20 protein-coding genes, 2 pseudogenes and 1 riboswitch are annotated in these 24,008 nt (G+C 69.3%); of the genes and pseudogenes, 9 read left to right on the top strand and 13 right to left on the bottom strand.

What is annotated here, in order from left to right; all coding sequences use genetic code 11:
- Positions 1-207: 207 nt before the first annotated feature.
- A pseudogene (locus tag OG584_RS07620) lies at positions 208-360 on the top strand (MarR family transcriptional regulator); the annotation flags it as partial.
- A gap of 46 nt (positions 361-406) precedes the next feature.
- Here the strand turns inward: OG584_RS07620 and OG584_RS07625 are convergent.
- Positions 407-484: pseudogene (locus tag OG584_RS07625) on the bottom strand (thymidine kinase); the annotation flags it as partial.
- A gap of 315 nt (positions 485-799) precedes the next feature.
- Between OG584_RS07625 and OG584_RS07630 the strand changes: the two are divergent.
- Positions 800-4,546 carry a hypothetical protein gene (locus OG584_RS07630; RefSeq protein WP_405776342.1) on the top strand — a complete coding sequence of 1,249 codons (3,747 nt, stop codon included), beginning with the start codon at positions 800-802 and terminating at the stop codon, positions 4,544-4,546.
- 319 nt (positions 4,547-4,865) lie between these two features.
- On the opposite strand, the gene OG584_RS07635 is transcribed toward OG584_RS07630, so the two are convergent.
- Complete coding sequence (locus tag OG584_RS07635; protein ID WP_405776343.1) at positions 4,866-5,285, bottom strand: hypothetical protein; 420 nt, start codon at positions 5,283-5,285, stop codon at positions 4,866-4,868.
- 104 nt (positions 5,286-5,389) lie between these two features.
- Positions 5,390-5,839 carry a hypothetical protein gene (locus OG584_RS07640; RefSeq protein ID WP_405776345.1) on the bottom strand — a complete coding sequence of 150 codons (450 nt, stop codon included), beginning with the start codon at positions 5,837-5,839 and terminating at the stop codon, positions 5,390-5,392.
- A gap of 64 nt (positions 5,840-5,903) precedes the next feature.
- Between OG584_RS07640 and OG584_RS07645 the strand changes: the two genes are divergently transcribed.
- From OG584_RS07645 to OG584_RS07665, 5 genes are all read left to right on the top strand, one after another.
- Entirely contained in the window at positions 5,904-6,578 is a 675-nt protein-coding gene (locus OG584_RS07645) for a hypothetical protein (RefSeq protein WP_405776347.1), read from the top strand.
- A complete protein-coding gene (locus OG584_RS07650; protein WP_405776349.1) occupies positions 6,562-6,654 on the top strand; it encodes an AIPR family protein in 93 nt (30 codons plus the stop codon). The genes OG584_RS07645 and OG584_RS07650 overlap by 17 nt, the downstream gene beginning before the upstream one ends.
- A gap of 20 nt (positions 6,655-6,674) precedes the next feature.
- Positions 6,675-7,088, top strand: a complete 414-nt coding sequence (locus OG584_RS07655) for a hypothetical protein (RefSeq protein ID WP_405776351.1) — start codon at positions 6,675-6,677, stop codon at positions 7,086-7,088.
- Positions 7,073-7,309, top strand: a complete 237-nt coding sequence (locus OG584_RS07660; protein WP_405776352.1) for a hypothetical protein — start codon at positions 7,073-7,075, stop codon at positions 7,307-7,309. The genes OG584_RS07655 and OG584_RS07660 overlap by 16 nt, the downstream gene beginning before the upstream one ends.
- A 75-nt stretch (positions 7,310-7,384) precedes the next feature.
- Entirely contained in the window at positions 7,385-7,522 is a 138-nt protein-coding gene (locus OG584_RS07665; protein WP_405776354.1) for a hypothetical protein, read from the top strand.
- A gap of 530 nt (positions 7,523-8,052) precedes the next feature.
- Here the strand turns inward: OG584_RS07665 and OG584_RS07670 are convergent.
- The 4 genes from OG584_RS07670 to OG584_RS07685 all read right to left on the bottom strand — a co-directional run bounded on the left by OG584_RS07670 (position 8,053) and on the right by OG584_RS07685 (position 13,463).
- Complete coding sequence (locus tag OG584_RS07670; protein WP_405776356.1) at positions 8,053-8,703, bottom strand: thymidine kinase; 651 nt, start codon at positions 8,701-8,703, stop codon at positions 8,053-8,055.
- Between the two features lie 55 nt (positions 8,704-8,758).
- A complete protein-coding gene (locus tag OG584_RS07675; protein WP_405776358.1) occupies positions 8,759-9,955 on the bottom strand; it encodes an alkaline phosphatase family protein in 1,197 nt (398 codons plus the stop codon).
- Positions 9,955-10,542: a DUF5998 family protein gene (locus OG584_RS07680; RefSeq protein WP_164260094.1), complete on the bottom strand. Its 588-nt coding sequence runs from the start codon at positions 10,540-10,542 to the stop codon at positions 9,955-9,957. The genes OG584_RS07675 and OG584_RS07680 overlap by 1 nt, the downstream gene beginning before the upstream one ends.
- 74 nt (positions 10,543-10,616) lie before the next feature.
- The gene (locus OG584_RS07685) at positions 10,617-13,463 is read right to left on the bottom strand and encodes a GNAT family N-acetyltransferase (protein WP_405776360.1); all 2,847 of its coding nucleotides are present in this window, start codon (positions 13,461-13,463) and stop codon (positions 10,617-10,619) included.
- Between the two features lie 127 nt (positions 13,464-13,590).
- Here OG584_RS07685 and OG584_RS07690 point away from each other — a divergent pair, with 127 nt between their 5' ends.
- A complete protein-coding gene (locus tag OG584_RS07690; RefSeq protein WP_405776362.1) occupies positions 13,591-13,872 on the top strand; it encodes an HPr family phosphocarrier protein in 282 nt (93 codons plus the stop codon).
- A 217-nt stretch (positions 13,873-14,089) separates the two neighbouring features.
- Here OG584_RS07690 and OG584_RS07695 read toward each other — a convergent pair whose 3' ends face one another.
- The 4 genes from OG584_RS07695 to OG584_RS07710 all read right to left on the bottom strand — a co-directional run bounded on the left by OG584_RS07695 (position 14,090) and on the right by OG584_RS07710 (position 18,937).
- Complete coding sequence (locus tag OG584_RS07695; RefSeq protein WP_405776364.1) at positions 14,090-14,767, bottom strand: GntR family transcriptional regulator; 678 nt, start codon at positions 14,765-14,767, stop codon at positions 14,090-14,092.
- Positions 14,768-14,967: 200 nt separating this feature from the next.
- Positions 14,968-15,750 (bottom strand): M23 family metallopeptidase, encoded by a 783-nt coding sequence (locus OG584_RS07700; RefSeq protein ID WP_405776366.1) that lies wholly within the window; start codon positions 15,748-15,750, stop codon positions 14,968-14,970.
- A gap of 12 nt (positions 15,751-15,762) precedes the next feature.
- Positions 15,763-15,922, bottom strand: a riboswitch (cyclic di-AMP (ydaO/yuaA leader).
- 241 nt (positions 15,923-16,163) lie between these two features.
- A complete protein-coding gene (locus tag OG584_RS07705) occupies positions 16,164-17,531 on the bottom strand; it encodes a M16 family metallopeptidase (protein ID WP_405783921.1) in 1,368 nt (455 codons plus the stop codon).
- A 20-nt stretch (positions 17,532-17,551) separates the two neighbouring features.
- A complete protein-coding gene (locus tag OG584_RS07710; protein WP_405776368.1) occupies positions 17,552-18,937 on the bottom strand; it encodes a M16 family metallopeptidase in 1,386 nt (461 codons plus the stop codon).
- 181 nt (positions 18,938-19,118) lie between these two features.
- On the opposite strand from OG584_RS07710, the gene OG584_RS07715 reads away from it, so the two are divergent.
- Complete coding sequence (locus OG584_RS07715) at positions 19,119-21,566, top strand: DNA topoisomerase (ATP-hydrolyzing) subunit A (protein WP_405776370.1); 2,448 nt, start codon at positions 19,119-19,121, stop codon at positions 21,564-21,566.
- A gap of 6 nt (positions 21,567-21,572) precedes the next feature.
- On the opposite strand, the gene OG584_RS07720 is transcribed toward OG584_RS07715, so the two are convergent.
- Together OG584_RS07720 and OG584_RS07725 are read right to left on the bottom strand one after the other, a co-directional pair.
- Positions 21,573-22,697, bottom strand: a complete 1,125-nt coding sequence (locus OG584_RS07720) for a CobW family GTP-binding protein (RefSeq protein WP_405776372.1) — start codon at positions 22,695-22,697, stop codon at positions 21,573-21,575.
- A gap of 99 nt (positions 22,698-22,796) precedes the next feature.
- Complete coding sequence (locus tag OG584_RS07725; protein ID WP_405776374.1) at positions 22,797-23,936, bottom strand: citrate synthase/methylcitrate synthase; 1,140 nt, start codon at positions 23,934-23,936, stop codon at positions 22,797-22,799.
- Between the last annotated feature and the right edge of the window lie 72 nt (positions 23,937-24,008).

Below are 24,008 nucleotides of genomic sequence, written 5' to 3' on the forward strand. Positions count from 1 at the left end.
ACGGACGGCGCCGCTCCGGGGCCCCGTCGGTCCCGTGGGCGCCGCCGCCGGGCCGCTCAGGCGCCTTCGGGAGCGGCCGCACGGAGATGGCCCCCGTGAAGCCGGAGAGATCGCCGCTCAAGTGGCGTACTCAGGACGGCAGTTCAGCCTGAGAATCGGTACGAGGTGGTGCAGCGGCGCTCGCGGGAACGCCACGCCGCGCGGCCGGCCGGCGATCCGGCAGCACGCGCACATGTCACGACGGGAGCCGTGACCGGCATCCTCGACCGCCTTGAGCGGGGCGGGTTCGTGACCCGCCGGCCGGACCCCGCGGACGGACGCCGGGTGCGAGTCAGCGCGGTTCCGGCCGCGTACGGGCCGTCCACGGGCCCTGCTGCGCGCGCCTCGCCGGACACTGCGCGGACTAACGGAAGTCGGTGGTGATACCGAAGGCGAAGACATCCAGGTGCAGCTCGTCCACCGCCCGGGCCAGCTGGTCGATCTGGACCCGGAACACGATCCCATTGGTCACCGCAATGGCCGCCACGTCGTGGCTTCCCCTCTGGACCGCGCGTCGTCGACGACCACGATGAGCCGCTTGTCCCGGGTACGTGTCCGGTGCCGCTTCGAACGGCCTGCGGAAGGACCTCTCCAATCACTCGGGCGTGACCCCAAGCCCGCTCAGCGACGTTGAGTGGCAGCCTCGTCGTCGTTGCGTTCACTGGCGAAATCTAGCTGCCGGAAAGCTGACCGGTTGACTACCCGCCACTCCTGCCAGAAGGCATCCTCTGGATCACTGGCTTCCGGCAGAATCGGGTAAGTGTCGAATAACATCGAAGGCGGGGAGTTCCACAGTCCGGTGGTGCAGGCCGAGATCGTGGGCGAGGTACACATTCACAACCACGGTGAGGGGGCCGTCGGACAACAGCTTACCGAGTGCGAACCACCCTTGGCCGGGGATCAGATCGCTCGCCGCGTCGACCTCGATCGCAAGGCGCTGGCTACGGCGCGCAGCATCCGCCGGGGTACCGTCGCTGATGGGCTGCAGACTCCGTGGCTGCATACTCCGCTCAGCGATGTCCTCGAGGAGTTGGCCTCCCCCGGGACAGTTGCGGCTCGCATCCGGTCAGCGGCCGAAGCATTGCGGCGCTGGGTCGACTGGGATCCGCCTGCCGAAGGATTTCGACAGCCAACGGCCAAGCGGGTCGAATCAGCCCTTGCGGTGTGGCGTAGCCAGGAGCATGACCGCGCGGAGTGCCTTCTGGGGGTCGAGGAGCTGGCAACCATGCTCGAAGACGCGTCGCCCGAGTCCGCGAGGGACGACGGCAGCACCATCACCCCGGTTCTGCAACGGGCAGCCTCAGTGGCGGAGTCCATGGGAGTCGTAATCCGTGAGCTGTGTGCAGCGTTCAATGCATCAGGGCCGCGTGACGACTTGCCTGTCGACCACGTTTCTACTGAGCGGAGGCTGTTCTCCGCGTTGGAGGACCTACACGCATGCCAGCGCCAGTTGGCTGGTATCGGCATCGACGCTTCCTTGCTCACCCGAGCGACTGGTGCTCTGCTGATTGCCGGAGCGTGGGGCACCGGCAAGTCCTATGCCCTCGGGGCCTGGGCGGAGGCCCGAGTCGCGGCCGGGGCCCCGGTGGCGTTCGTCAGTGGCCGGGAACTCGGCGGTGAGCAATGGGAGGAGGAAATCGCCGGCACGGCTGCGCCGGGTGGTCGGGGTGGTCCCGTTCGGAACCTGCTGGCGGCACTTCAAGGGCATGCCCGTGCCAGCGGGAAGAATGCCACGCTGGTGATCGACGCCCTCAACGATGTTGCCGCTCTGCGCGGTCATGAGCTGGACGGATTCGCGTCCCTGACGGTGTTGCTGAGGGAGTTCCCCGAGGTCTTGCTCGTGGCATCCACTCGCCTGGACCGGCGCATGTCATGGGCCGAAGATGCGGACGGGCGCTACGGGATCCACTGGGCGAGCGGTGTGGCGGCCCCGGAGAAGGCCTGGGAGGTCCTGCGGGATGTCTACCAGGTGCCCGCGCTGGTTCTTCCACCTGATGTCGCCGAACTGCGTCGTCCGTTGATGCTTACCGTGCTCGCCTGGTGTCTGCATCGCGAGCGTGACGCAGTGGATGGCGATGCACCCGTACCAGCGCCCAGCATCGGCGACCTCTTCGAGCGGTGGCTGAAGATCCTCGACAAGGACTACTTCCGGTACCTTCATGGTCGGCCGTCCACCGTCGGCCAACCCTTGGTGGGCCGGGCCTGCGCACTCATCGGCGAGCGTCTGGGTCTGCAAGATTCCCTCGACCACGGCTCGGCATGTGCGGCTCTGCGCGGCGAGCCTGAACTGGGAGAGCCCGTGCAGCTCCTGGAATGGCTCCTCCAGGCCGGTGTATTGGCGTCGGATCCACAGAATCAGCGGATCGGATTCGCTGTGCAGAGGTTCGCCGAGCACGTCTGGGCCCGCAACCTGATGGTCGAACCCGCGCACCGGCGTCAGCTGGCTTCCCTGGTGAAAGATCTGTCCGGCCCTGATGAGAACTCCAATCGGGCCTACCGATTGCTGTCGGCTTTGGCCGGAGCTGTGCCCTACACCCACCCGAAGAAGGAGCTCCCGCACTTCCTGCCGAAACGGTTGCCGTCGGCAGCCTCCATGGCGGTTCTGGATTCTCTCGAAGGCAGGCGTCGTGATCAGATCACTGGCCAATCGCTCCGTTTCCTGAGGCGCTGTACGTCCGACCCCGAGCTGGCTCCGTGGGTCTGGTACACAGTGTTGGTGAACTCGGCCTGCCGGGAACATGAAGCTGGTGCCAGCTTCCTCCACCGTGAGCTTAGCGGGCTGGAGAAGCACCAGCTGGCACGCCGTTTCACCGTGCCGATGCTGCACCTCTTGGAGGATCGCGACGGAATGGCGATGGTCCAGCAGTTCATTCGCTGGGCAGGCTGTGGGACCGGCGAGGTGCGGAAGAATGCCACGGATGTGACCAGAGTGCTGCTGTGGCTGGCTGCAGTTCCCAGTCCTCCACTGCGCGCTCAATGCGTGCGTGCAGTGTCACAGATCTGGCGAGACGTGCCCGGGGCGGCGATCGAACAGGTGGAGATCTTCGGGAAGCACCACGATTCATATATTGCCGGGGCGAGTTGGCTGGCCGCTCACGGTGCCCTCTTGATGGGCTGTGAGGCAGTTCCAGTGGAGCAGTGGAAAGCCGTCGTAATGCGTGACCAGTTCAGGGCACACAGAGGCATCCAACAGACGATCTCCAGCGTGCGGACGTTGCTCTGGCCGTCGTCGACCATGCCGTGCCAGGAGCCCAGGGTCGGACTGCCATGGGCCCCTCCGCTGCCGGTCTCCCGGCGAAAACTGGAGCGGTGCAAAAGCTACTTCGGGTCGATGGTCGAAAAGACCGACAGCCATCCACGGCGCTATCGGTGGCTGGTCCAGCGGTCTCGGATTCTCAAGCCGAGGCGGCTTGAGGTGAAGATGCGCAACCGGCCGGGCTATCGCCTTGAGGAGTGGCCGGCCTATGCCCAGCAGCAGAAGGTCCTCGAGACCGCCCTGGAGGAATGGCACGGTGCGACCAAGTCCGGCCTGGGCGGGCTGCGCGCTTGGTCCGAGCTCTCCGTGCTCGACCGGCGGCACGGGATCGACCCGACCATCCCACCCAGGTGGCCGACGTCCTCGGCCCACCTGAGTCGGCGATCCGACTCCTGGTGGTGTGCCCCGGTGGGCGAGGGCGACATCGCCGACGTGCTGAGAGGCGTGCAGCCACCCCGGTTCGCGATGGTGCAAGACCCCGAGGGGGTGGCCTGGTACGTGCTGCGCGCCGAATACAACCTTGACCGCCGTGACGACGCGGAGGGAGAAGGCCCACTTCCGGTTCTCGTCACAGACCCGTACACCGTTCTGCGACTGGACGAGGGCTCGTCAGCGCCCGCCAAACCGGGTACCAGCCAGGGGTATGTGCAGGTGGAGGTAGAGACAGTCCTTGTACGGAGCGACACACGGGCGGGCACCGTCGCGACTGTGCTGGACACTGGGGAGTCACCACAGCTGAGCGAGCGATTGCCGCCGCAGATGTACCTCGCGGAATACTTCCGGCGGCCGGGAGCCACCACAGAATCCTCATCCGACGGTGAAGCCACGTCCCCCAGCACGGCGGAATACGAGGATGCCTACCTCGTACGCCTACCGGATGGCGCCAAGGGCAAGCCGGAGAACCGGGCGGTTCCATCACGGGCGCTGGCCGACCTATTGGACCTGCGTTGGAGCGGCCGACACCTCGACTTTCACCTTCCCGGGGAACTCCAGCCAGTCCTCCACGACCCGGGCATCGAACGCCACGGGCCTCCGGCCTTGCTGCTGGCGGCGACTGCCATGGACACTCTTGCCGCCAAAGGCTGGAACCTGGCTTGGAGAATCAGGGTGACAGAGGGCCATCTCTTCGGCCGGACAACGTGGACTGGCATTTGCAGATCCGGTGGCGAAGACTTCTGCGGTCAGGAGGGCTTCGGTGAACGGAGCGGTGATTGGCAGGTCGAACGTCTCAATTACTGGCGCCAGTACTAACGGTCCCGCATGGGCACCGGCGTCCTCAAGGCTGATCGACTCGGGTGCGCTGCTGAGGCTTTCGGCGCCGGGGGCCTTCTCGTCCGGGGCAGCGGCCGTGCCGCGCGGACCGTGGTGTTCGAGCAGGGGCGCTGTCGGCGTGCCTGCCCAGAACACTTGCATACGCCGAAGCACAATGCGGAGTGGCGGCGAAGGCGCCCGCGATCCAGGATCACCAGCATGGAGGAACCCAGACGGAGCAGTATCGACTTGCTACGTCAGTCCCCACCCGTCTCGGCTCGAGCGCCATCCTCGCGCTAGCCGCGTTTGAAGCTGCTCCCTATCGGCGGCCCTGCCCCTGGCCGTCAATATGCAACGGCCCCACTGTGCCGGTCTGGATGACTGTGCCGTGCTGTACGCCGCCGTTGATGACGTTATGCACATCCCCGCCTCGGCGCGCGGCTTCGGAGCTCAGCTCCTCGAGCAGGGCGCGCAGTTCAGAAGCTGCTGCCGGATCATTACGCAAAGTGCGACGCAGCCGGGTCCGCCAGACGGCTTCCACGTCGCCCGCAGCTTCCGGATCCTCAAGATCGGCTCGGGACTCCTCCAGCTCACCGTCGAGGACCTCCTCTTCACCCCGTCGGCCACGCGAGAAGAATGCAGCGACACGTTGGCGGGTGCCAGCCCAGGCATCCGTCGTCATCTGCTGGACCAGGGCGGAAGCCCCGGCGGCGGCCAAGGCGGCCAACTCCGGTTCCACGTAGGCTCCTTCCGATAGATTTGTGCCTCTACAGCATCTCAGCTGGACGCACCGGGCTCGATGCAGCCACGCCCATAGAGGCGTGACGACCTGCAGTCACCTGCTCAGAAGTGCGAGGACCAGGGGTACGGACGGCCGTAACGGATCTCATATTTGGCCCCGGCGTAGCCCAAAAAGAGGAGCCCCACGGCGAAGAAGCCCACAAAGGCCACTTGGATGTCTGTTTCCCCGCGCTCCTTCCCCTGTGTCAGCTTGACCCATGCTGCTCCAGCTGTGATGGACACCCAAAACAACCAGGAGCAGACTCTCTTGCGTCGCATCACCTTCTGCAGACGTTTGGATCTTGCCCGCCTCGCCGCCGCCTCCGCTGCGTCCTCAGCGTTCATCTGCGCTTCTGCCCTGGCTGCCAAGCGTTCGAAGGTCTCCGCGTACCTCGGCATCGGGCCCTGGACGGGTGCGTGGAAGACCACGTCACCGTGGACTGCCCCTGTCTGCACTACGGGTCCTTCAACATTGCCGCTCAACTCGTTGCGCGTAGAAGGCTTCTCAGTCATGAGTCGGAAGATACGCCAGAGGCCAGCGGGGGGGCATGCGGTGCGGGCTACCTACTCATCATGTATGGCCGAACTGCACCTCAGCAAGACAACCATCACAACACGCATGGTGACCGACTGGGCGCCCGCCCAAGCAGCGGCTTGTGTCATCGACGGTGGCAGCGACCAGGGAATCAACGCGATAGCCGTCGACGCGGACGACGCTCACATCTACCTCGTTCAGGCCAAGTGGAGCCCGACGGGAACGGCCAGGGCCGACGAGACTGCTGAGCTGAAGCTCTTCGCCGACCTCACACTGATAGATGCCGGAGAGTCAAGACAGTTCAACCCGCGAGGCCGGGCGATGGCGGACCGGGCCAAGAACCTGATGGACTCGGATCTCACCAAGGTGACCCAAGTGATCAACCTCATGGGAACGAAGAAGCTCTCGCCCGGGGTGCGCCAGGTCATCGTGAACGGGGAGAAGGACTTCAACCACGACGGAACTCATGTCTACCAATGCACGATCCACTCGCCTGAGATCCACGCAAGGGCCCGAGCCGATCAGCGGCGCGGGCCGATCACACTCGACGTGACACTGTCACCGTGGTTCGCCTTCTCGCCCTCCGATCAGCAGGCCTACCAGGGTGTGGCAGGTCGTGCAGTGGGTGACGTACGGCAACCGGCTCTTCGACCACAACATCCACAACCCCCTCAGCCTAACGCCCATCAACAACGAGTTGGTGGAGACCCTAACTGAAGAACCTTCCAACTTCTGGTACTTCAACAACGGCATCACCATCCTCTGCGACTCCGCCGGTTCACGGCCCGGCTAGTCGCGGCGGACTCCACCGACGTGCTGTGGGAACGCGGTGGCAGTGGAAGTTACGACCCGTTGTTTCGTACCGTGCCCGGTGTCTTCGAGACCTGGAACGCAGTCCGTGTCCTCCGCGAGAACCGCAGAGCCCTGCGCCCAGTCCGTGAACAGCACGAGCAGCGCGGAGCAGCGGTCATCGACGACGGCATCTCCCTCCTCACTCACCTCGTCTTCCGGCAGCTGCTGGACGAAGACGCCCACATTGGCGAACCCGACCCTTCCGATCCGGAAGCCGCCTGGTTTGCCAAGGCGGGGCCCCGGGTCCCCGGCCTCCTGGCCCGCACGGTGCCCGTACTGCTCGGCGTTCTGGACGCCCGGCACGGCGCCCGCTCCGACCTCAAGCGGTGTGTATCGAGGACGCGGAATGCGCTGCGCTCGTGTCCGACATCCTGAACGTTCTGGCCGCGGGCGGCGAGACGCAGGACGTCTCCCAGTACCTCCGCAAGAAAGAGTGGGCGCGTAAGCCGCGCCGCCCCAACTCGGTCCACGTGATCGTGAACCAGCGCGCGCTGCCGGAGGGCGCGCCACTCCGTCTCAGCCTCTACGTCCCGGCCGAGCAAGAAGCGTTGGAGGCATGGCTCGTGGCGGACCCGGCTCGGTCCCCTGCCACCTGAACCGGAAGCACCAGCAAAGCCCTCATCTGGGAGTACGACCACCAGCACTACTACCCCCGCGGTCTGGTCTCCAGCATGTGGGAGCTGGCCACTTGGGAGAGTCGCCCCGTCTCCAACCAGGGCACCGCCCGCTGGATCACCCAGGACGGAGAGACTCTCGTAGAACTCGCCGAGCGCCTCCTCGGAAGCCTCGAAGGGAATGGCGGCGAGTGAGCCCCAAGTAGCCCACCCCTCGCCGGAGCACCGGTGCCGAGCGCACCCGGCCCCCACAAAACCCTGGCGCTCGGTACCGACTGTTGGGGGCAGCCCTGAGTGACCTCCTAGACGCCCCCAACTGGCCGTGGTGCACACCGTCGGAACAGCGGCGCTGCCGACGGAAGCACCCGAACCAACCACCATCACAATGAAACCGTCTCCGCGACCACCAGCGACCCGCTGCAGGCGGGCGGCGAGCCGGCTTCCCCTGCCCCCTGTCTCACGCCGGGGACTGGAACCTACGGCAAGCACCGCTATCCGGCCTGCTTCTTCCACAATGACTAACACCCGGGCCCGCGTGCACAACGCGTGCACCCTCGTGCGGGAACTTCCAGGAAACCGCAGGTAGAAGCGGGAAGACTCACACTCAACGAAATATGGCCGTGCCCAAGGGAAAACCCCTTTTCAGGGCCACAATGGCAGACGAGCCGGCTTATACGCCGGTACAGCCCGCTTTGGATCCCTGAGCGTTGACGCTTCTCCTCGACTCAGCCGGAGGTAACTGGCAAGACGTCCGGGGATAGCACCCCGGCCTGTGCCGACGCACTCGTCATCCGCCTGCGGTGATGGCGTCGGCACAACACCTCGTACCCCACGGCCTCCGCCGGATGGTCCACGTCACCGACCACGACCTGCTCGCCCTCGACGACCATCTCGCCGCCGACCGTGCGGGCGTTGTGCGTCGCCCGGGCGCCGCACCAGCACATCGCCTCAACCTGCAAGGTCTCCAACCGGTCTGCCAGCTCGACCAGACGCTGCGAACCTGGGAACAGTCGCGTCCGGAAATCCGTCATGATCCCGAACGCGAACACATCCAGATCCAGATCGTCCACGATCCGCGCCAACTGGTCGATCTGGTCCGGCCCGAGGAACTGCGCCTCGTCCACGATCACGTAGTCGACACGACCGCCCCGCGAGACCTGGTCCACCACGTACCCGTACAGATCCCGCTCCGGACCCGCTTCCACGGCCTCGGTCACCAGCCCCAGACGGGATGACAGCTTCCCCTCACCCGCCCGGTCGTCACGCGTGAAGATCACGCCCTGGAGACCGCGCGCCGATCGGTTATGACCAATCTGTAGTGCCAAAGTTGACTTTCCACAGTCCATCGTCCCAGAAAAGAAGGCAAGTTCGGACATCAGGAACGCGGGGCCTTTCGGATCTGCGGGTGGCGCGACGCGGCGCGCGAAGCGGTTACGAGCGTACTTCGAGCAGCGGCACCAGCTGCTCCGCGGGGGTCATCGAACCGTGCATGCCTGCCATGGCCGACTCGTTGGGCTCGCGGCGGGACGCGGTGATCACCACATCGGCGTGGGCCGCCGCGACGACGTCACCGATCCGCCCGTACACCCGCTCGTCGATCTCCGGGCCGAACCAGCCTGCCGCGATGGCCTCGTCGCGGCCTGCCACCCAGAACTGCTCACCGAGCACCTCGCGCCAGACGGTCAGCACGTCGGACTGGGCGCCGGGTACCGCGTAGACGTGGCGGGCCCGGCCCTCGCCGCCCAGCAGGGCAACGCCGGCGCCGAGTTCCCAGTCCTCGTCGAAGTCGATACGCGACTCCTCGTCGAACGGGATGTCGATCATGCCGTGGTCGGCGGTGACATACAGGGCCGACCGGGGCGGGAGCTGCTCGGCGAGGCGCTGGACGAGCCGGTCGACGTACATCAACTGGCCGCGCCAGGCGTCCGAGTCCATCCCGAAGCGATGCCCCTTGCCGTCCACCTCGCTGTAGTAGGTGTAGATCAACGAGCGGTCGGCGGCGCCCAGTTGCGCGGCTGCGAGGTCCATCCGCTCCTCGCCCGTGAGCTTGCCGAGGAAGGAGCCGCCGCTCAGCGCGATCTTGGTGAGCGGGGTGTTCCGGAAGTCGGGTGAGGAGACCTGAGCAGTGTGGACACCCGCCGCGTCGGCGAGCTGGAAGACCGTGGGGTACGGCTGCCACACGTGCGGGTCGGTCCAGGGCCGCCAGCGCAGCTGGTTCATCAGCTCGCCGGTCGCCGGATTGCGGGTGGTGTACCCGGTGAGACCGTGCGCGCCGGGCGGCAGCCCGGTGCCGACCGAGGCGAGCGAGGTCGCCGTCGTGGCGGGGAACCCGGCGGTGAGCGGACGGCCGCTGCCACCGCGCGAGGTCGCCAGCAGAGAGTGCAGGTACGGCGCCTCGTCCGGGTGGGAGCGGATCTGCTCCCAGCCGAGCCCGTCGATGAGGAAGACGCAATTGCGGTCGGCGGGTGTCAGCTCCGGGATGGCTGCGGTGAAGTCCGGAACGCCCAGTCCGGCGGCGAGAGTCGGCAGCAGGTCGGCGAGCGAGCCCGAGCCGTACTCGGGGACCGGAGCGGTGGACAGTGCGAGCGGGGCGGCGTCGTCCTCGTACCGCCAGTCGGGCAGGGCCATCAGCGGCCGGCCGCCGCGGTCGCCTCGGAGAGCGCCTGGGAGAAGGCGAGGGTCTGGCGGACGGTGTCCGGGCCGTCGCCCGCCTCGCTCACGCGCAGGCTCAGGTCGTCGGCGGTGGAGCTGCCGGTGTAGCCGTGGTCCGCCTCGCAGTTGGGGTCGCCGCAGGCCGCGGGCTCCAGATCGAGCCGGGCGACGGCGCCCCAGCCGATGGTCAGGACGACCTCGCGGGGCAGGGTGCCCGGGACGTACTTCTCCGGGTTCGCCACGACACGGCTGAGCACAACCGACGAGATCCGGCCCAGCTTGACCGACTCGGTGGACGTGGTGGCGAACGGAGTCGGGGAGCTGCCGTCTGCGGCCTGCTCGTCGGTGTGGCTGACGATGAAGCGGTTGCCCGTCAGGACGAGGACCGTGACATGGCGGCGGACCTCGTTGGAATCGAACGTCGTCTCCTGGTGCACCAGGTACGAAGAAACCGGCTCACCGCCGACGGCGGCCTCCACCGCCTCGGCCACGAGGGCCGGGTAATAGCCGCTGCGCTCGATCGCCGCGCGCAGCCCCTGGGTCGTTGTACCGGTCTTCGCCATGGGCTCCATCTTAGACCGCCCGTTGGAGGAGGAGAGGCCGCAGGAGCCCGGCCCCCGGCGCCGGAGCAGGCCCCTCAGTAGCTGGGCAGCCGGCGCGGGCCGAGGTCACCGAGCGCGTTCGGGGGCGCGAGACGGACGGCGGCTCCGAGCACGGAGAGCCCCTTCGGTCCGACCACCACGGGTTCGAGGGCCACGGACACGATCTCGGGGTGGTCGTCCACCAGCCGGGACACCCGGAGCAGCAGCTCTTCGAGAGCCGCGGTGTCGACGGGCGCCGAGCCGCGCCAGCCGAACAGGAGCGGCGCGGTCCTGATGCTCCTGATCAGTTCGGCCGCGTCCCGGTCGGTGGCCGGGACCAGCCGGTGGGCGGTGTCGCCGAGCAGTTCCGACGGTGCCCCGGCCAGGCCGAAGGAGAGGACGGCCCCCACAGCCGGGTCGATCGCGGACCGTACGACGGTGTCCACGCCCCGCCCCACCATGGCCTGGACCACGGGCCGGACCTCGGCCGGGCTGCCGAGAGCGCCGGACAGTTCGGTGTAGGCGCGGCGCAGCCCCGCCTCGCTCGCGATGTCGAGCCGCACACCGCCGAGATCGGGGCGGTGGCGGAGGTGGGGCGCGGTGGCCTTGAGCGCGACGGGGTAGCCGAAGTGTTCCGCCGCCGCGACGGCGGCGTCCGCGTCCGGCGCGGGCCGGGCGGCCAGGACGCCGATGCCGTAGAGACCGAGGAGTTCGCGTGCGTCGTCGGGCGAGAGCGCGAGCCCGCGTGCGACGTCGACGTGGGCCGTGGCGAGGAGCGCCTCGATCCGGCCGGCCGCGCCGTTCTCGTCGATGTCGTCGTACTGGGGGACCCGGCCCGGCTCGGCGGCCTGGCGGCGCCACTGCGCGTACCGGACGGCCTGGGCGAGCGCGCGGACGGCTCGCTCGGCAGCCGGGTACGCGGGAATGCCCCGGGCGCGGGTGGCCGCGGGGGCCGGCTCCGTACCGGCGGCATCCGAGGAGGCCGCGTCCCCGCCGCCGTCCGGGGCCGGGGACGCGGAACCGGTGGCCGGCTCGCGGGGGCCGCGCACCGTGCCGGTGGCCGCGGCCAGGGCCTCGGCGAGACCGCCGATCTCCAGATGCACCACGGCGACCGGCTTGGCGGGGGCGTCCGCGGCCGCTTCGCGCAGGGCGGCGGCCAGCACCTCGCCGTCGCCCGACTCGGTCACGCCGTTCTCCCCCACCCAGGGGATCGCTGTGACCAGGACAGCGTCGCACCCGTCGTCCGCCAGCGCCCGGCCGAGCGCGGCACGGAAGTCCTGGGGGGCCGCGCCCGTCGTCAGGTCGACGGGCGGGAGCGGACGCAGCCGCTCCGTGAGGCAGGCGTCGTAGGTCAGCAGGCCGAGCGACTCGGAATTCCCGAGAATCGCGACACGCGGCCCAGCGGGCAGCGGCTGGTCCGCGAGGAGCAGCCCCGCGTCGACGAGTTCGGTGACGGTGTCCACCCGGATCACACCGGCCTGCCGCAGCAGGGCGGAGACCGTGGCGTCCGGGACCCGGGTGACCGGGACCGCGTGGCCGGGCGGGGCGCTGCCGCTGTGCCGGGCGCCCTTGACGACCACGACCGGTTTCACCGCCGCGGTGCGCCTGGCGAGGCGGGTGAACTTCCGGGGGTTGCCGATCGATTCCAGGTAGAGCAGGGCGATATCGGTGTCCGGGTCGTCGTGCCAGTACTGGAGGAAGTCGTTGCCCGACAGGTCGGCGCGGTTGCCCGCCGAGATGAAGGAGGAGAGCCCGGCGCCGCGCCGGTGCAGCGCGGAGAGCAGGGCGATACCGATGGCTCCGGACTGGGTGAAGAGCCCGATACGGCCGCGCGCCGGGGACTCGGGGGCGAGCGAGGCGTTCAGCCTGACGGACTCCGCGGTGTTGATGAGGCCGAAGGCGTTCGGCCCGATGATGCGCATGCCGTACGAACGCGCACGGCGCAGCAGGTCGCGCTGGCGCTCAAGACCGCCCGGCCCGCTCTCCGCGTAACCGGCGGAGATCACGACGAGTCCCTGCACCCCGCTCTCACCGCAGTCGGCGACGACGTCGGGCACTTGAGCGGCCGGTACGGCCACGACCACCAGGTCGACCGTCTCCCCGGTGGCGGCGACGGATGCCACGGACCGGTGCGCGGGGGCACCGTCCACTTCGGTGAGGCTGTCGGGGAAGGCGCGGTTCACCGCGTGGATGCGCCCGGTGAAGCCCGAGTCGCGCAGATTGCGCAGGACGGCTCGCCCGACCCCGCCGGGCGCCCGGCCCACACCGACGACGGCGACGGCGCGGGGTGCCAGCAGCCGCTGCACCGAGCGCGCCTCGGCGCGCTGTTCGCGGGCGCGCTGGACGGCGAGCGAGGCCTCGGTGGGTTCGAGGTCGAGGGTGAGGTGGACCGAGCCGTCCTCGAAGCTGCGCTTCTGCTCGTATCCCGCGTCCGTGAAGACCTTGATCATTTTGTTGTTGGCGGGCAGCACTTCGGCGACGAAGCGGCTGACCTCGCGTTCCCTGGCGACCGCCGCGATGTGTTCGAGCAGCGCGGAGGCCACACCGCGCCCCTGGTGCGCGTCCTGGACGAGGAAGGCGACCTCCGCCTCGTGCGCGCCGATCCGGTCGTAGCGGACGGTCGCGATGAACTCGTCCCCCACGGTCGCCGCGAGTCCCACCCGGTCGACGTAGTCGTGATGGGTGAAGCGGTGGACGTCCTTGGCGGAGAGCCGGGGGTACGGAGCGAAGAACCGGTAGTACTTCGACTCGGGCGAGACCAGCTCGTAGAAGCTGACCAGCCGCTCGGCGTCCTCGGTGGTGATCGGCCGGATCCGCGCGGTACCACCGTCGCGCAGCACCACGTCCGCCTCCCAGTGGGCCGGGTACACCTGGTGCGGGTTCTCCTCCAGCGGGGGCTGCATGGTGAAAGCGTACGGGTCGCGGTGGCACGGGGAGCGGTGCAGTCTGGGATCCGGCGGAGCACCGCCGGATCCGCACCGCATGCAAGAATGGTCTAGACAACCGTCGCAGAACTCGGAGGGCAACACCATGGCTGAGCGCCGCGTCAAGGTCGGCTGGGCCGAGGGCCTGCACGCCCGCCCCGCCTCCATCTTCGTCCGTGCCACCACGGCTTCCGGCGTCCCGGTGACGATCGCGAAGGGCGACAGCAAGCCGGTCAACGCGGCGTCGATGCTCGCGGTCCTCGGGCTCGGCGTGGAGGGCGGCGAGGAGATCGTGCTCACCTCGGACGTGGACGGCGCGGACGGCGCCCTGGACCGGCTGGCGAAGCTCGTCGCCGACGGTCTCGACGAGCTCCCCGAGACCGTCTGAGTCCGGGCCCGCACATCCAGCACTTCCGGGCCGCGGCGTTCCCGAATTCGGGACGCCGCGGCTCCGCGTTTCCGGCCAATTCTGCGTTCCGGACCTGTGGGCCCGGATATCGTAAAAGCAGACCGCGAAAAGGCAGCGCGGAGCAGCAGGGAGAGAGACGGGCCGAATCGGATAACGCTCTCTCCGTATACAGCAGGTCTGTTATACGGCCGGACTGTTAATCGGCGGTGCTCGCAATGTTTACAGCATGTTGCGAATCCCTCACGCGCCCCGGTTTCCGCAGCCGGTGCGCCTGCGTGGCGTGCTCGGCGTGCACCGCGGTCAGGGCGCGCGCCCGGTCCGCGTCGCCGCGTGCCACCGCGTCCACGATGGAGCCGTGCTCCGCCCAGGACACGACAGGACGGACCGGCTGGTCCACGGCGTACATCCAGCTGATCTTCTGCCGCAGCTGACCGAGCAGCGTGGTCAGCGCCGAGCTGCCCGAGGCCTGCGCGAGGGTCTCGTGGAACCAGCCGCCGAGTGACCGCAGGTCCTCGCCCTGGCCACGCCTGGCCCGTTCCTGGCCCAGTCTGACGAGGCCTCGCAACACCTTCAGGTGGGCTTCGGTACGCCGCTGGGCCGCGCGGGCCGCCCCCATCGGCTCCAGCAGCATCCGTATCTCCAGCAGGTCGGCCGCCTCCCGCTCGGTCGGTTCGGCGACGCAGGCACCGGCGTGGCGGCGGGTGACCACGAACCCCTCCGACTCCAGGGTCCGCAGGGCCTCGCGGACGGGGACGCGGGAGACACCGTAGCGGCGCGCGAGCACTTCCTCGGTCAGCCGGCCGCCTCGCTCGAACACTCCCGAGATGATGTCGTCACGGATTGCCGTGCATACCGATTGCGCGGGAATGCGCATGACCGAACCTCCGCATCGAAGCCCGCATATCGCGGTCTTTCCGCACCTGTGCGGCGACCTTATGACAGCGAAGGTTAATTCCCGAAGGCGCCCGGTAAATCATGGATATCTTTTGGCCATGCGAAAACGGTCCGTGCGAACAGCCGGAACGGGCGGGGCCCCGGCGCGTCGAGCACCGGGGCCTTGCGGGACACAGAGGGTCAGACGTGGACGCCGTGCGAGCGCAGGTACGCGACGGGGTCGATGTCCGAGCCGTAGTCGGGGCCGGAGCGGGCCTCGAAGTGCAGGTGCGGACCCGTGGCGTTGCCGGTGGCGCCGGAGAGTGCGATCTGCTGGTCCGATGTGACGGACTGACCGACCGAGACGCCGATGGACGAGAGGTGGCCGTACTGCGTGTACGTGCCGTCGTGCATCTTGATGACGATGTTGTTGCCGTACGCACCGCCCCAGCCGGCCTCCACGACCGTGCCGGCTCCGACGGCGTGGACCGGGGTGCCGCTCGCGGCGTGGAAGTCGATACCGGTGTGGCTGCCGGACGACCAGAGGCTGCCGCCGGTCTTGTAGCCGGTGGAGACGTACGAGTTGGCCACAGGAGGCACGAAGGCGTTGAGCCGCTTACGGGCCGCGGCGCGCGCCGCGCGCTGCTCGGCCGCCTTGGCCTCACGCTCCCGCTCGGCCTTCGCCTTCGCGGCGGCCTTCGCTTTCGCCACGGCCTTCGCCCTTGCCTCGGCGCGGGCGGCCTCGTGCTGCTGCGCGGTGGCCTGCGCCGATATCCGGTCGGCGACGGTGTCCTCGACGAAGATGGTGCGGTCGAGGCGGGTCTGCTGGGCGGCGGGGACCTCGGGTCCTTCGGCCATCGCGGGTGAGGCGAGGGTGCCGATGACACCGGCCGTGGCGAGAGTGGCGACTCCGGCGACGCTCGCGGTCCTGCGGGTCAGGCGGTTCGGGGCACGGTGCTTCCCGGTAGGGCGGCTGAACGCCATGAAGGGGCTGGTCCTTTCCTTCCCTCTCGCCTACCGGGTTAGCTGACGGGTTCGGAGCAGGAAGGTCTCCTACGGGCCCGCTCCTGGGAAGCGGCCCCGATTCACCCCAGGGACTGAGTGGGTCCCCGGCTCCCCGGGCTCGCGCCTGACGGGGACTCGGCGATCGCTGCCCGGCGCCGCGGTTGCGGCTTACGTCCGGCGGACAGCGAGAGCGACGCTAAACGGTCGGTCCCGGCTGCACCAAACGGGCCACCGTTTTTGTAGCACATGCCACAGGACGGAGCGCCGGCTTATGGATAAGTGGGACAGATGTCGACGTACGCCGCGAAAGGGAAACGGGGTCCCGGTGGGCAGTGCGCCCACCGGGACCCCGCGGGTCCGCCTCGCCGCGGCGGCCCGGCGCCGCCGGGACCTCAGCTCGCGACCACCGTCACCTCGCCGATACCCAGCGCCCTGACCTGCTCGACGATCTGCGCCGCGTCGCCCACCAGCACCGTCACGAGACGGTCGTCGGGGAACGCGCTGACCACGGCGGCCGTCGCCTCGACCGTGCCGGTCTCGGCGAGGCGTGCGTACAGCTGCGCCTGGAAGTCGTCCGGCAGGTGCTGCTCGACCTGGTCGGCGAGCGTGGCCGCGACCGCGGCTGCCGTCTCGTACTTCAGCGGGGCGACGCCCACCAGATTCTGCACGGCGATATCCCGTTCGGCGTCGGTCAGCCCGTCGGCCGCCAGCGTCCTGAGCACCTTCCAGAGGTCGTCGAGCGCGGGCCCGGTCGACTCGGTGTCCACCGAACCGCTGATGGCGAGCATGGCGGCGCCGGTCCCGTCGGCCGCGGAGCGGAGGACCTGGCTGAAGGCCCGCACCCCGTAGGTGTAGCCCTTCTCCTCCCGCAGGACACGGTCCAGCCGGGAGGTCAGTGTCCCGCCCAGGCAGTAGGTACCGAGGACCTGGGCCGGCCAGACCCGGTCGTGCCTGTCGGCCCCGATCCGGCCGATGAGGAGCTGTGTCTGGACCGCTCCCGGGCGGTCCACGACGACCACCCGGCCGGTGTCGTCCGCGGTGATGGGAGGTACCGGGCGGGGTGTGCCCGCGTTGCCCTTCCACTCGCCGAGGCTCTCGGAGAGCACCGCGTCCAGATCGGTCTCCGCCAGGTCGCCGACGACCACGGCGGTGGCTGTCGACGGCCGTACGTACGCGTCGTAGAAGGCGCGGACCGCTGCCGCGTCGATACGCGCCACCGTGTCCTCGGTGCCCTGGCGCGGGCGCGACATGCGGGCGGTGGCCGGGAAGAGCTCCTTGGAGAGCTGCTTGGCGGCGCGGCGGGCCGGGTTGGCCAGCTCGTGCGGGATCTCGTCGAGCCTGTTGCCCACGATCCGCTCGACCTCGCTCGGGGCGAAGGCGGGCGCGCGCAGTGCGTCGGCGAGGAGGCCGAGCGCCTTGGGCAGCCGGGAGACCGGCACTTCGAGCGAGACCCGGACACCGGGGTGGTCGGCGTGCGCGTCGAGAGTGGCGCCGCAGCGCTCCAGCTCGGCGGCGAACTCCTCGGCGCTGTGTTTGTCGGTGCCCTCGGAGAAGGCCCTCGCCATGATGGTGGCGATGCCGTCGAGCCCCTCGGGCTCGGCGTCCAGCGGCGCGTCGAGGCTGATCTCGACAGCGACGACCTGCTGCCCGGGACGGTGGCAGCGCAGCACCGTCAGGCCGTTGGGCAGGGTGGAGCGCTCGGGGGCAGGGAAGGCCCAGGGCCTGGGAGCGCCCGCCTGAGGCTGCGGATGGAAGGTCATGATCACGGCCGCGGGGTCGGTCACTGGTCCGCCTCTGTGCTCTCGGTGGTCGCGGTGGTCTCGTCCGATACGCCGTCCGCACCGGTCTCTTCGGGCTCATCGGCGGTGACGGGCTCGTACACCAGCACGGCCCTGTTGTCGGGGCGCAGCCGCGCCTTGGCGACCTCCTGCACCTCGTCGGCCGTGATGTCCAGCACCCGCCCGACGGCTGTCAGGGCCAGCTGCGGGTCGCCGAACAGCACGGCGTACCTGCACAGTTCGTCGGCGCGGCCGGCTACCGTGCCGAGCCGGTCGAGCCACTCCCGCTCCAGCTGCGCCTGGGCGCGCTCCATCTCCTCGGCCGTGGGGCCTTCGGCGGCGAAGCGGGCCAGCTCCTCGTCGACGGCCGCCTCGATCTGCGGGACCTCGACACCGCCCGACGTCTTGACGTCCAGCCAGCCGAGCGAGGGTGCGCCGGAGAGCCGCAGCAGGCCGAAGCCGGCCGCGACCGCCGTACGGTCGCGCCGCACCAGGCGGTTGTGGAGCAGCGAGGACTCGCCGCCGCCCAGGATGGTCAGCGCGATGTCCGCCGCGTCGCACGCGCGGGTGCCGTCCTCCGGGAGCCGGTAGGCGGCCATCAGCGCACGTGAGGGCACCTCCTCGTACAGCTCCTCGCGGAGCTCGCCGCCGAGCGTGTCGGGCAGCGAGCCGTCCCGCGGCGGCTGCTTGCCGTCGTGCGAGGGGATCGTGCCGAAGTACTTCTCGATCCAGGCGAGCGTCTGCTCCGGGTCGATGTCGCCGACGACCGACAGCACGGCGTTGTTGGGCGCGTAGTTCGTACGGAAGAACGCGCGCGCGTCCTCCAGCGTCGCCGCGTCCAGATCCGCCATGGAGCCGATCGGCGTGTGGTGGTACGGGTGTCCCTCGGGATAGGACAGGGCGGTCAGCTTCTCGAACGCCGTGCCGTACGGCACGTTGTCGTAGCGCTGACGGCGCTCGTTCTTGACGACGTCCCGCTGGTTCTCCATCGACTCCTCGTCGAGCGCGGCGAGGAGGGAGCCCATCCGGTCGGCTTCGAGCCAGAGCGCCAACTCCAGCTGGTGTGTGGGCATCGTCTCGAAGTAGTTGGTGCGCTCGAAGCTGGTGGTGCCGTTGAGCGAGCCCCCGGCCCCCTGTACCAGCTCGAAGTGGCCGTTGCCCCCGACCTGCCCCGAGCCCTGGAACATCAGGTGCTCGAAGAGGTGGGCGAGCCCGGTACGCCCCTTGACCTCGTGGCGTGAGCCGACGTCGTACCAGAGGCAGACCGCAGCGACCGGGGTCAGGTGGTCCTCGGAGAGCACCACCCGCAGGCCGTTGGCCAGCCGGTGCTCGGTCGCTGTCAGGCCGCCGGAACCGGCCTCGGCTGTGGCCGTGTGACCCATGGGCATGTACGTCCCTTCGATCGCGTGTGTTGACCGCGTGGAAATGCAGTCCTGCCACTGTATGCAAGCGCGCCGACACCTGGCAGCCATCCCGGTGTGCACGGGTCGCGGTCGGTGTTGTCGGTGGGACAGTCCACAATGGTCGGCGTCAGTACCGGACCAGGCACGTGAAGGAGCCGCAGCAGCGATGGCCCGCCGCAGCACGAAGACCCCGCCTCCGGAGGACTTCGAGGAGAAGATTCTCGACATCGACGTGGTCGATGAAATGCAGGGCTCCTTCCTGGAGTACGCGTACTCGGTGATCTACTCACGGGCCCTGCCGGACGCCCGTGACGGTATGAAGCCCGTACACCGGCGCATTCTCTACCAGATGAACGAGATGGGGCTGCGGCCCGACCGCAGCTACGTGAAGTGCGCCCGGGTCGTCGGCGAGGTCATGGGCAAGCTGCACCCGCACGGCGACGCGTCGATCTACGACGCCCTGGTACGGCTCTCCCAGCCCTTCTCCATGCGGCTCCCTCTGGTCGACGGGCACGGCAACTTCGGCTCGCTCGGCAACGACGACCCGCCGGCCGCGATGCGGTACACCGAGTGCCGGATGGCTGACGCCACGTCACTGATGACCGAGTCGATCGACGAGAGCACGGTCGACTTCGAGCCCAATTACGACGGCCAGGAGCGCGAGCCCGTCGTACTTCCCGCCGCCTACCCGAACCTGCTGGTCAACGGCTCGTCCGGGATCGCGGTGGGGATGGCGACCAACATGCCCCCGCACAATCTGGGCGAGATCATCGCGGCGGCCCGCCATCTGATCAAGCACCCGGGCGCCGACCTCGACACCCTGATGCGCTTCGTGCCGGGTCCTGATCTGCCGACCGGCGGCCGGATCGTGGGCCTCGACGGCATCAGGGATGCCTACGAGCGCGGGCGCGGCACCTTCAAGATCCGCGCGACGGCCACCGTGGAGAACGTCACCCCGCGCCGCAAGGGCATCGTCGTCACCGAACTGCCCTTCGCTGTCGGGCCGGAGAAGGTCCGCGCCAAGATCAAGGACCTGGTCGGGTCGAAGAAGCTCCAGGGCATCGCCGACCTGAAGGACCTCACCGACCGGTCGCACGGGCTGCGGCTGGTCATCGAGATCAAGAACGGCTTCGTGCCCGAGGCCGTGCTCGAACAGCTCTACAAGCTCACCCCGATGGAGGAATCCTTCGGTATCAACAACGTGGCGCTGGTGGACGGACAGCCGCTCACGCTGGGCCTCAAGGAGCTCCTGGAGGTCTACCTCGACCACCGCTTCTCGGTCGTCAGGCGGCGGAGCGAGTTCCGCAGGACCAAGCGGCAGGACCGGCTGCATCTCGTCCTCGGGCTGCTCGTGGCGCTGCTGGACATCGACGAGGTCATCCGCCTCATCCGGTCCAGTGACAACTCGGCGCAGGCCAAGGAGCGGTTGATCTCGCACTTCTCGCTGAGTGAGATCCAGACGCAGTACATCCTGGACACGCCGCTGCGCCGACTCACCAAGTTCGACCGGATCGAGCTGGAGAACGAGCGCGACCGGCTGAACGGCGAGATCGACGAGCTGACCCGGATCCTGGAGTCGGACGCGGAGCTGCGCAAGCTGGTCTCGGCAGAACTGGCGTCGGTGGCGAAGAAGTTCTCCACCGACCGCCGCACGGTCCTGCTGGAGTCCGCGGGTACCCCGGTCGCCGCGGCCTCGCTGGAGGTCGCGGACGACCCGTGCCGGGTCCTGCTGTCGTCCACGGGGCTGCTGGCGCGCACGGCCACCGCCGAGACGCTGAGCACGGAGGGGCAGAAGCGCACCAAGCACGATGTGGTGGTCTCGGCCGTAGCGGCGACCGCGCGGGGTGACATCGGTGTGGTGACATCGGCCGGCCGGCTGCTGCGGGTCGCGGTGATCGACCTGCCGCAGCTGCCGGACACCGCGTCCGCGCCGAGTCTGGCGGGCGGCGCGCAGATCGCGGAGTTCGTTTCGCTCGCCGACGGTGAGCGGGTGGTCTGTCTCACCACGGTCGACGAGTCGTCGCCCGGTCTGGCCATCGGCACCGAACAGGGCATCGTCAAGCGAGTGGTGCCCGACTACCCGGCCCACAAGGACGAGTTGGAGGTCATCGGCCTGCGGGACGGCGACCGGATCGTGGGCGCTGCCGAGCTGCGGAGCGGCGAGGAGGACCTGGTCTTCATCACCGACGACGCGCAGCTGCTCCGCTATCCGGCCGGGCAGGTGCGGCCGCAGGGCCGGCCGGCCGGCGGTATGGCCGGTATCAAGCTGGCCGAGGGCGCCAAGGTGATCTCGTTCAACGCGGTGGATCCGGCGGCCGACGCACTGGTCTTCACGGTCGCGAGCTCGCACGGCACGCTGGACGACTCGGTGCGTACGGCCAAGGTGACCCCGTTCGACCAGTACCCGCGCAAGGGACGGGCGACCGGCGGGGTGCGCTGCCAGCGCTTCCTGAAGGGCGAGGACCTGCTGGTGCTCGCCTGGGCGGGCGAGACCCCGGTACGGGCCGCGGCGGCGAACGGCGCCCCGCTCGAACTGCCGGAACCCGACCCCCGCCGGGACGGCTCGGGCCTGCCGCTCACCTCCGCGGTGGCAAGGCTCGCGGGGCCGGCGTAGCCGGCGTCAGTACGGAAGCCCGGCCTCTTCGGGTCCTTCGGAGAGGCCGGGCACGTACCGCAGGACACCCCACATGGATTCCGCGGGGGCGTCGCGCGGTGTGTGCTCCCTGCAGCCGTCGAGCCGGTCGCGCACCGCTCCGGCGTCGATGCCCGATCCGATCAGGACGAGCTGGGTGAGCGGCTCGTCGCCCCCGGCCCGGGGCGAGGGGTAGAAGCGCAGGAAGCTGCCCACCGCGTGCAGGGTGTACTTCTCCGGGTGGCCGGGGACCCCGAAGTGTACGAACCCCTTGATGCGGTACAGGCCTTCGGGCCGGGTGTCGAGGAACTCCATGAGCCGGCGCGGATTCATCGGCTCCGCCGACACGAACCCGATGCTTTCGTAGCACGCGTGCAGATGGTGGCTCTGCCCGCAGCCGTCCGCGCAGGGCGGCCCCGCACCGCGCTGTGTACCGTCCGCCCCGCCCGTCCCGCCGCCCGCCGCGTCGTCGTCGCGCAGATCGTCGAAGGAGAGCTGGCCGACGCGCTCACCGGCCGGTCTGCGGTCGATCAGCAGGCCGGGGTCGATCTGCCCGTACTCCGCGCTCACCACCGGAACCCCGACGGCATGCTCGCCGACCGCTGCGCGGATCCGGGCGCGCCCCCGCTCGTCCACCCGGTCGGCCTTGTTGAGGACGACCAGATCGGCGAGGGTCAGGTGCCGGTCGGTCTCCGGGTGCCGGCTGCGGGTCGCGTCGAACTCGGCGGCGTCGACGACCTGGACGAGCCCGCCGTACACGATGTGCGGGTTGCCGCTCGCCAGGATCATCCTGATGAGCTCCTGGGGTTCGGCGAGACCGCTCGCCTCGATGACGATGACGTCGATCCGCAGGTCGGGGCGGGAGAGCCGGCCCAGATACTCGTCGAGTTCGCTGGTGTCGACGGCACAGCACAGACAGCCGTCGCCGAGCGAGACCATCGAGTCGACCTGCCCGGCGACGGTCATCGCGTCGATCTCGATGGCACCGAAGTCGTTGACGACGGCGCCGATCCGGGTGCCTCTGCTCTGCCGGAGCAGATGGTTGAGCAGAGTGGTCTTGCCGGATCCGAGGAATCCCGCGAGGACGACGACGGGCACGGGTTTCCTGGACATGGGCACCGATCCTAATCGAGCCGGCCACGGCACGGACCGCCCCGGACCGGGCCGCCGGCCACCTGTCCCGCCCCCGGCCGGGTCGAGCCGGTGTGCGGGTCAGCCGATGTCCGGCACGGGCTGCGGAGGGGGCGGTCCCACATAGCGGGCGGCGGGACGGATGATCTTGGAGTCCGCCGCCTGTTCCAGGATGTTGGCGCTCCAGCCGATCACCCTCGCCACGCAGAAGGTCGGCGTGAACATCTCGCGCGGCAGCCCGCAGAGCTCCATGACGACCCCGGCGTAGTACTCGACGTTGGTGTGCAGTTCGCGGCCCGGCTTGAGCTCGGCGAGCAGCTCCTCAACCCGGCCCTCGACCTGGACGGCGAAGTCGGTGAGCGGACCGCCGAATCCCTGGGCGATCTCGCGCAGCATCCGCGAGCGCGGGTCCTCGGTGCGGTACACCGGGTGCCCAAAACCCATGATCCGCTCCCCCGCCAGTACCTTCTCGCGGATCCACGGGTCGATACGGTCCGGCGTGCCGATCTCGTCGAGGGTGTCCAGGGCCCGGCTCGGCGCTCCGCCGTGGAGCGGCCCGGAGAGCGCGCCGACCGCTCCCACCAGACAGGCCGCCACGTCGGCGCCGGTGGACGCGATGACCCGCGCCGTGAAGGTCGAGGCGTTGAATCCGTGGTCGACGGTGGAGACGAGGTACTGCTCGACGGCGCGCGCCCGTGCCGGGTCCGGCTCCGAACCGGTGATCATGTAGAGGTAGTTGGCCGCCGCCGGCAGGTCGTCGCGCGGCTCGACCGGCTCCAGTCCCCGGCCTGTCCGGTACAGCGCGGCCAGCAGGGTGGGCACGACGGCGCAGGCGGTGAGCGTGTCGGCGACCCGGCGGTCCGCGCCGATGTCGTAGACCGGCCGGAAGCCCGACTCGGCGCCGAGCAGGGACAGTGCGGTCCGCAGACCGGCGAGGGGGCCCGATCCGGCGCCGGCGATGGCGGGCAGCGCGTCCCGGACCCCGGCGGGCAGCCTGCGCAGTTCCGCGGTCCGTGCGGTGAAGGCCGCGCGCCGGACGGCGTCCGGGAGTTCACCGTGAACCATCAGGTACCAGACGTCCTCGAAGGTACGCAGACGCGCGAGGTCGACCGCCGAGTACTGGCGGTAGTGGTAGAACCCCTCGCGGCCCCGGACGTCGCCGAGTTCGGTGTCCGTGACGACGACGCCCGCGAGACCCCGGGGGGCGGTGATGGTGGACATGGCTGTCTCCTTCGTCATGAGGGCCTCTTCAGCTGCGGCTCACGGCCGCCCCTCTTCATTGATTCGACTGTC

It is taken from the genome of Streptomyces sp. NBC_00859 (genome assembly GCF_045161865.1).
GTDB lineage: Bacteria > Actinomycetota > Actinomycetes > Streptomycetales > Streptomycetaceae > Streptomyces.